Genomic DNA, 7,200 nt, shown 5'->3' on the forward strand with positions numbered 1-7,200 from the left:
CCACCCAGGGACAGGGCGGGGCGCCGGGCTGGCGCTTCGCCTTCGAGCTGGAGGCGAGCGAGGTGCCGCTGCCGCGCGGGATGATGCTGAGCGTCTTCGGCGAGCCAGGCGGCGCCGCGGCGGCGCTGCGCGCGGGCGAGCGCTGGCAGTGGGTGGTGCGCCTGAAGCGGCCGCATGCGCTGATGAACCCGCATGCGTTCGACTACGAGCTGTGGATGTTCGAGCAGGACCTGCGCGCCACCGGTGTCGTGCGCGGCGGCATGCGGCGGCTGACGCCTTCGCCCTGGTGGTCGCTGGACGGCTGGCGCCAGCGGCTGCGCGAGGCGCTGAACCGGCGCATCGTCGACACCGGCAGCGCCGGGGTGCTGGCCGCGCTGAGCCTGGGCGACCAGAACGCCATCGGCAAGGCGGACTGGGTGCTGTTCCGCAACGTGGGCGTGGCGCATCTGCTGGCGGTGAGCGGCACCCACGTGACGATGTTCGCCTGGGCGGCGCAGTTCCTGGTCGGCCGCCTGTGGCGTCGAAGTGCAAAGTTATGTCTCTGGTGTCCCGCGCCGCTGGTGGCGTTGTGGTGCGGCGTGGCGGCGGCGCTGGCCTATGCGCTCTTCTCCGGCTGGGGTGTGCCGTCCCAGCGCACGCTGTGGATGCTGGCCACGCTGGCGCTGCTGCGCACGCTTGGCCTGCGCTGGCCCTGGGCCATGAGCCTGCTGGCAGCGGGCGTGGTGGTGACGGTGGTGGACCCGTGGGCGATCGCGCAGGCGGGCTTCTGGCTCTCGTTCGCGGCGGTGGGGCTGCTGATGGCCAGCGGCGCCGGCACGACCGAGGGCGGCTGGCGCGCCGCGCTGCGCGAGGGCCTGCGCAGCCAGTGGGTGGCCACGCTGGGCCTGGCGCCGCTGTCGCTGCTGTTCTTCCAGCAGATCTCGGTGGTGGGCCTGGCCGCCAACCTGCTCGCGATCCCGCTGGTGACCTTCGTCGTCGCGCCGCTGGCGCTGCTGGGGGCGCTCGCGCCACCGCTATGGCTGCTGGCCGAGTGGGGCGTGCGGCTGCTGATGGCCTGGCTGCGCCTGCTCGGTGCGATGCCCTGGGCGGTCTGGCACCTGCCGGTGGCGCCGGGGTGGGCGCAGGGGTCAGGTCTTGCTGGCGGGCTGCTGCTGGTGCTGCCGCTGCCGTGGCGGCTGCGGCTGTGCGGGCTGGCGATGCTCGTGCCGCTGCTGTGGCCGGCGCCGCCGCGGCCGGGCGCGGGCGGGTTCGAGCTGCTGGCGGCCGATGTCGGGCAGGGCACCGCGGTGCTGGTCCGCACGGCCGGCCATGCGCTGCTCTTCGATGCCGGTCCGCAGTTCGGTCCCGAGTCCGACGCGGGCGAGCGCGTGCTCGTGCCGCTGCTGCGCGCCGAAGGCACGATGCGGCTGGACGCGCTGGTGCTGAGCCATCGGGACATGGACCATGTGGGCGGCGCCGCTTCGGTGCTGCGCAGCCTGCCGGTGGCGCGGCTCTTGTCTTCGCTGGAGGACGGCCATCCTTTGCTTTCGACGGCCGAGCCCCACGAGCGCTGCATGGACGGCCAGCGCTGGTGGTGGGACGGCGTCGAGTTCGAGATGCTGGCGCCGCCGGCCTCGCAGTACGCGCAGGCCGGGCTCAGGAGCAATGCAATGTCCTGCGTGCTGCGCGTCGTCGATGCTGCCGGCCATGCGGCGCTGCTGACCGGCGACATCGAGTCGCCCCAGGAGGCGGCCCTGCTGGCCCGCCATCCCGCGCCACAGGCGGAGCTGCTGATGGCGCCCCACCACGGCAGCAGGACATCGTCCAGCGAGGCGCTGCTGCGCGCCGTGGCGCCGCGGCTGGTGGTAGTGCAGGCCGGCTACCGCAACCGCTTCGGCCATCCGGCGCTGCCGGTGCTGGCCCGCTACCAGGCGCTGGGCATCGCCGTGCGCAGTTCGCCGGCATGCGGGGCGCTGCGCTGGCGCAGCGGCGAGCCGGGCTGGACCTGCCAGCGCGAACTCGCCCGCCGCTACTGGCATGGGCAGCCGCAGGTCGAGGACGGCGCCGCCATGGGGCCGGTCCAGCCGGAGGACGAGGCCCCGCCCTGAGCGCTCACTGCGCCGTGTAGCCGCCGTCCACCCCGATCGACTGGCCGGTCAGGAAACGGGACTGGTCCGAGGCGAGGAAGAGGATGGTCCCGGCGATCTCGTCCACCGTCGCCGCGCGCCGCATCGGCACGGTGGCAAGCAGCCCCTCCTTGATGGCCGCATCGCGCCCGACGAAGCGCTCCAGCATCTCGGTCTGCACTGGACCGGGCGCCACGGTGTTGACCCGCACGCCGGCTGCCGCGCCTTCCAGCGCCGCGCTCTTCGTCAGCCCCTCCACCGCATGCTTGCTGGCGGTGTAGACCGAAGCGCCGGCCGCGCCGACCCGGCCCACCATCGAGGACAGGTTGATGATGGAGCCGCCGCCCTGGGCCAGCATCGCCCGCATCTCGTGCTTCAGCGCCAGCAGGGTGCCCAGCACATTGGTGTCGAAGATGGCGCGGTAGTTGTCGATGCCCTGCTCGGCGATCGGGCCGAGCGTGCCCTCGACGCCGGCGTTGTTGACGGCGACGTCCAGCCGGCCGAAGCGGGCGAGGGTCGCCTCGACCAGCGCTCGCACCTCGGGCTCGACGGTGACATCCGCCCGAACGAACTCGGCCTGCGCGCCGAGCGCGCGCAGCTCGGCCGCGAGCTGTTCGCCCGCATCGGGGCGGCGCCCGCTGACGACGAGGTTCGCGCCCTGGCGGGCGAAGGCCAGCGCGGTGGCGCGGCCGATGCCGGCGAGGGCGCCGGTGATGAGGACGGTGAGAGGCTTGTTCATGACAGGTTCCGTTCATTCGGAGAGTGGGTCGGACAGGTGCACTGTCATTGATGTCGATCTGCTCGTGAAGCCGTAATGCGGTTCTATGATTCAGTCCAATCAGGAATCAATGGGAGGTAGGGGCATGGACAAGCTGTCGGCGATGCGCACCTTCGCCCGGGTGGTCGAGGCGGGCAGCTTCTCGGCGGTGGCGCTGGAGGCAGGCAGCAGCCAGAGCGCGGTCAGCAAGCAGGTGGCGGCGCTGGAGCGGGAGCTCGGCGCCACGCTATTGACCCGCACCACCCGGTCGCTCGCGCTGACCGATGAAGGCGCCCGCTACTTCGAGCACGCGCGCCGCCTGCTGGCCGAGATCGAGGAGGCCGAGGCCGAGCTGCGCGACGGCGGCCGGGCGCTGTCGGGTTGGCTGCGGGTGTCGGCCTCGGTGGCCTTCGGGCGACTCAAGCTGATGCCGCTCGTGCCGGCGTTCCTGAAGCGCCATCCGCGCATCAGGCTGGACCTGCGGCTGCACGACGGCTTCGTGGACCTGGTGGAACAGGGGCTGGACGCGGCGGTGCGCATCGGCGACCTGCCGGACAGCGGCCTGGTCGCCCGACGCATCGGCGATTCCCAGCGCCTGCTGCTCGCGCACCGCAGCTATCTGCGGCGCCGCGGCGTGACGGTGCCGCGCGAGCCGGCGGACCTGCGCCGGCACGCGTGCATCGTCTACACCGGCCGTGCGGCGCCCTGGACCTGGAGCTTCACCAGGGCGGACGGGGCGGCGGCCAGCGTGCGCGTCGAGGGGCCGCTGCAGACCAACAGCAGCGAGGTGATGCGCGCCTCGCTGCTGGCAGGCATGGGCATCGGCTACTCCCCGCACTGGCTGTTCGAGCAGGAGCTGGCCTCGGGCGAGGTGCGCCGGCTGTTGCCCGACTGGGACGTTCCGGTGGCGCCCATCCAGCTGGTGTGCCCGCCGCAGCGGCGCCACGCGGCCAAGGTGAAGGCGCTGGGCGACTACCTGGCCGAACGGCTGTCCGCGCCGCGCGCCGTACGCGAGGGCAGCTCGCCGAAGAGGGCCTTGTAGCGCGCGCCGAAATGGCTCAGCTGCTCGAAGCCCTGTGCCTCGGCGGCCATGGCGACGCTGAGCTCGGCGCCCGAGGTCTGGCGCAGGCGGGCGCGCACCAGGTTCAGGCGCAGGCCGCGCAGGTACTCCACCGGCGTCATGCCGCAGACCTGGCGGAAGCCGGCCTGCAGGCTGCGGCGGCTGATGCGCAGGCGCCGGCACAGCGTGTCGATGTCGGGCGGCGCGGCGCCGCTTTCCAGCACGAGCCGGTGGCACTGCGCAACCACGTAGCTCGCCGCGGCGCTGCCCCGGGATTGCGAGACGCCGTCGGCGCCGTCGAGCAGCCGGGCCAGCTCATCGAACAGGGCCGGCGCCGGATCCGCCGCTCCGGCCGCGAACAGCGCGGCGAGACGGTGTCGCAAGACATCCAGCGCGCCCGGTGCGAGCTGGACCAGCGGCGGTAGCCGCTTCATCAACCCGGGCCGGCCGGCTGCATCCGCCAGCGCGGCGAAGGCCTCGGCGTCGAAGCTCAGCGACAGCAGTTCCATCCCGGCCGGGCGCTGCAGCTGGAACTCCTCGCCGCCGCGCAGCAGCCACAGCCGGTCGCTCGACAGCTCGCGGCCCTGCGCCCGCGCCGGGCCCGCGCCGTGCGCGCCGCCCAGCAGCGCGAAGCACAGGCGCCCCGCCGGCACGCCACCCTGCTGCACCACGCGCGCGCTCATCCACTTGCCATAGGCCTGCAGATGCGGCCCGCTGGCCAGTGCGAGGCGGCTGCGCATGGGCCCCGCCGAGAGCTGCCAGTAGCGCTGCTGCCAGGGCGCCTCGGCGGGGCCGAGGTGGAAGTCGTCCAACTTGCCGATTCGGGTTAGCGCCGTCGCCCCGGACGCGCCGAGACTGGCCCGTGCACGGCCATCGGGGCCGCGAGGAGCAGGATCAACATGAGCGACGTCGACGACAGGATCAAGCATCAGCTGCAAGGGGAGTGGGTCAGCCTGGCCACCGAGGTCCGGCCCAGCGCCGCCCGCAATCCGGACGGCAGCGCCAAGCCCTTCTACCTGAAGCGGCATTTTCGCTATTCCGCGGCTAACGACGAATTCGAGCTGACCATCGCCAGCGCCGCCGACCCGTATTCGAAGCTGCCACTGGCGCGGCTGCTGATCCGCGGGCACATGCAGTGGCGCGGGCCGCACGAGGTGGCGCCAGGGGCGCAGAAGGTCGACTTCGAGGCCGACACGGCCTACGAGGTGACCCCGCTGCTGCAGGGTTTTGCGGACCTGCTGAACCAGGTGGCGGCGCAGGGCTACGAGCGCTGGGAAGTCGGCGCCACGCAGAGCGTGTTCGGCAAGGGCTTCCTGCCCTTCGGCCTGGCCGCTGGCCGCAACTTCAAGGAGTTCGACCTGGTGCTGGTGCGCGGCGACCTGCTGTTCTGGGGCGCGCGGCATGTGGACGGGCGCGGCTTCGACACCGAGGACAACCGACCGACCAGCCTGCAGATTCCCTTAGCCCGCGTCGCGGGCTGACAGCTGCGCGGCCAGGTCCACGAGGCTGGTCGCATGGAACTCCCAGCGCTGCGCCATCGCGGCGTCAGGTGCGGTCGCGCCCCCGTATTCCATCGGCCGGTCCACATAGGCCGCCTGCAGGCCGCAGGCGCGGGCCGCGGCGAGATCGCTGTGATGGGCGGCGACCAGGCACAGCTCGCCGGGCTGCAGGTCCAGCGCCTCGGCCGTGCGCAGGTAGGCCTGCGGCTCGGGCTTGTAATGCTGCGAGAACTCGGCGCCGAGGATGGCGTCCCAGGCCAGGCCGCCGTTGAAGCGGTTCATCGCCACCATCAGGGCCACGTTGGCATTGGACAGGGTGACCACCGGCATCAGGCGGCGCAGGGCGGCCAGGCCTTCGGGCACGTCCGGCCAGGCCGGCAGGCGGCGCCAGGCGTGGGAGAGCGCGTGCAGCGTCGCCACGTCGGGCAGCGGGTCCAGGCCCTTGCGACGGAGCAACTCGGTCAGCATCTCCAGGTGCAGCTGGTCCAGCTTCGTGAATGGGCGGCTGCCGTTGCGGCAGGCTTCCATCGCCGGCTGGTAGAGGCGCCGCCAGTCGTCGGCGAAGGCGTGCGCGTCGGTGCCGGGCAGCGAGGCGGCGAGAAAATCGCGGACGTGGGCGGCGACGCCGGAGCGCCAGTCGACGACGGTGCCGAAGATGTCAAAGGCCAGGGCGCGGGGGCGGGGCATCGGTGTGGTCTCCGCTGGGCGATGAAGTCGTGAATCTACTTCAGCCCCAAAGGATCGGCTTGTTCACCATCAGCCAGAACACCAGCAGCATCGCGATGAAGGCGGGATAGCCCAGCGCTTCCCAGCGGCGGGCGTAGGTGCCGTAGAGCGGCGGCAGCGATGACCGGTCTTCCAGCGCCTGCGCGGCCATCCGGGCCATCCGCCACTGTAGCCAGACGACCGGCAGCCAGCAGAGCCCGGCCAGGGCGTAGAGCGCCAGGGCGGCGACGATCCAGGGCGTGCTCCACGGCCAGCCGGCCTGGGCCGCGAGCCACAGCCCGCTGAGTGGCTGGAAGATCACCGCAGGCGTGGTGAACCAGGTGTCCGCCCGCACGACCAGCCGTGCCACCACCGCCTGCGCGGCCAGTTGGCCGCTGCGGTTGGCGAAGAAGAAGTAGAAGGCCGAGCCGAAGCCGGTACCGACCATCAGCACGCTGGAGATGATGTGCAGGGTCTTCAGGAGCAGATAGAGGTTCATGCAGGTGCGTCCTCGTGGAGGAGATAGAGCAGGGCGGCGATCGGCAGGTTCTTGAGCAGGCAGCCCAGCGGGTCGAGCCAGAGCCTGGGCAGCAGGACGGTGGCCGCCATGGTCATCGCCAGCATGGCGGCTGCGCTGACGAGATAAAGACGCCGCCGGTGCCAGCGCCACAGCGCCAGCCCCAGCAGGGCATCCACACAGGCGCCGCCCGTGATCAGCCAGGAGTGCCAGCGGGCGTCGACACCGGCCGAATTTAGCAAGACCTGACCCTGTCCGCCCGACAGACTGACGACGGCGGTGAGCAGCCATACCGCGACCAGGCTGACGCGGGCCGTCGCGCGTGCGAGTGGTGTCATCGTCATGCCGGTTCCAGCAGGCGGTGCGGCGGCGTGGCTGCGCGGCCCAGCAAGGCAGCCAGCGGCGCCGTATCGCCGATGTTGTCCTGCTGCAGCAGCGACAGCGTTTCGGTGCACCAGGTCTGCCAGGGCAGGTGGTCGCCGAGGCGGGCGCTCCAGCGGCTGGGCGCGTCGGGCAGTGGCAGCACGCGGGCCGGTCGGGCGTGCCCGATCTGGGGG

8 protein-coding genes and 1 pseudogene are annotated in these 7,200 nt (G+C 72.3%); 3 read left to right on the forward strand and 6 right to left on the reverse strand.

Features of this window, described 5'->3' with window-relative positions; translation table 11 throughout:
* A partial coding sequence (locus B0W88_RS28080; RefSeq protein ID WP_077037858.1) for a DNA internalization-related competence protein ComEC/Rec2 occupies positions 1–2,087 on the forward strand: 2,087 nt, incomplete at its 5' end.
* Between the two features lie 4 nt (positions 2,088–2,091).
* Here the strand turns inward: B0W88_RS28080 and B0W88_RS28085 are convergent.
* On the reverse strand, positions 2,092–2,844 hold the full coding sequence (locus B0W88_RS28085) for a glucose 1-dehydrogenase (RefSeq protein ID WP_077037859.1): 753 nt from the start codon (positions 2,842–2,844) through the stop codon (positions 2,092–2,094).
* Positions 2,845–2,968: 124 nt separating this feature from the next.
* On the opposite strand from B0W88_RS28085, the gene B0W88_RS28090 reads away from it, so the two are divergent.
* Entirely contained in the window at positions 2,969–3,904 is a 936-nt protein-coding gene (locus B0W88_RS28090) for a LysR family transcriptional regulator (RefSeq protein WP_077037860.1), read from the forward strand.
* On the opposite strand, the gene B0W88_RS28095 is transcribed toward B0W88_RS28090, so the two are convergent.
* Positions 3,835–4,734, reverse strand: coding sequence for a helix-turn-helix domain-containing protein (locus tag B0W88_RS28095; protein WP_083749124.1), 900 nt, complete (start codon positions 4,732–4,734; stop codon positions 3,835–3,837). The genes B0W88_RS28090 and B0W88_RS28095 overlap by 70 nt on opposite strands.
* 87 nt (positions 4,735–4,821) lie before the next feature.
* Here B0W88_RS28095 and B0W88_RS28100 point away from each other — a divergent pair, with 87 nt between their 5' ends.
* Positions 4,822–5,403, forward strand: a complete 582-nt coding sequence (locus B0W88_RS28100; RefSeq protein ID WP_077037861.1) for a hypothetical protein — start codon at positions 4,822–4,824, stop codon at positions 5,401–5,403.
* Here the strand turns inward: B0W88_RS28100 and B0W88_RS28105 are convergent.
* From B0W88_RS28105 to B0W88_RS33890, 4 genes and pseudogenes are all read right to left on the reverse strand, one after another.
* Positions 5,383–6,108, reverse strand: coding sequence for a haloacid dehalogenase type II (locus B0W88_RS28105; protein ID WP_077037862.1), 726 nt, complete (start codon positions 6,106–6,108; stop codon positions 5,383–5,385). The genes B0W88_RS28100 and B0W88_RS28105 overlap by 21 nt on opposite strands.
* A gap of 40 nt (positions 6,109–6,148) precedes the next feature.
* Positions 6,149–6,625: a DUF2269 domain-containing protein gene (locus B0W88_RS28110; protein ID WP_077037863.1), complete on the reverse strand. Its 477-nt coding sequence runs from the start codon at positions 6,623–6,625 to the stop codon at positions 6,149–6,151.
* A complete protein-coding gene (locus tag B0W88_RS28115) occupies positions 6,622–6,981 on the reverse strand; it encodes a DoxX-like family protein (RefSeq protein WP_233151872.1) in 360 nt (119 codons plus the stop codon). The genes B0W88_RS28110 and B0W88_RS28115 overlap by 4 nt, the downstream gene beginning before the upstream one ends.
* 2 nt (positions 6,982–6,983) lie before the next feature.
* Positions 6,984–7,200, reverse strand: a pseudogene (locus tag B0W88_RS33890) (epimerase); the annotation flags it as partial.

This window comes from Pelomonas sp. KK5, from assembly GCF_001984095.1.
GTDB lineage: Bacteria > Pseudomonadota > Gammaproteobacteria > Burkholderiales > Burkholderiaceae_C > KK5.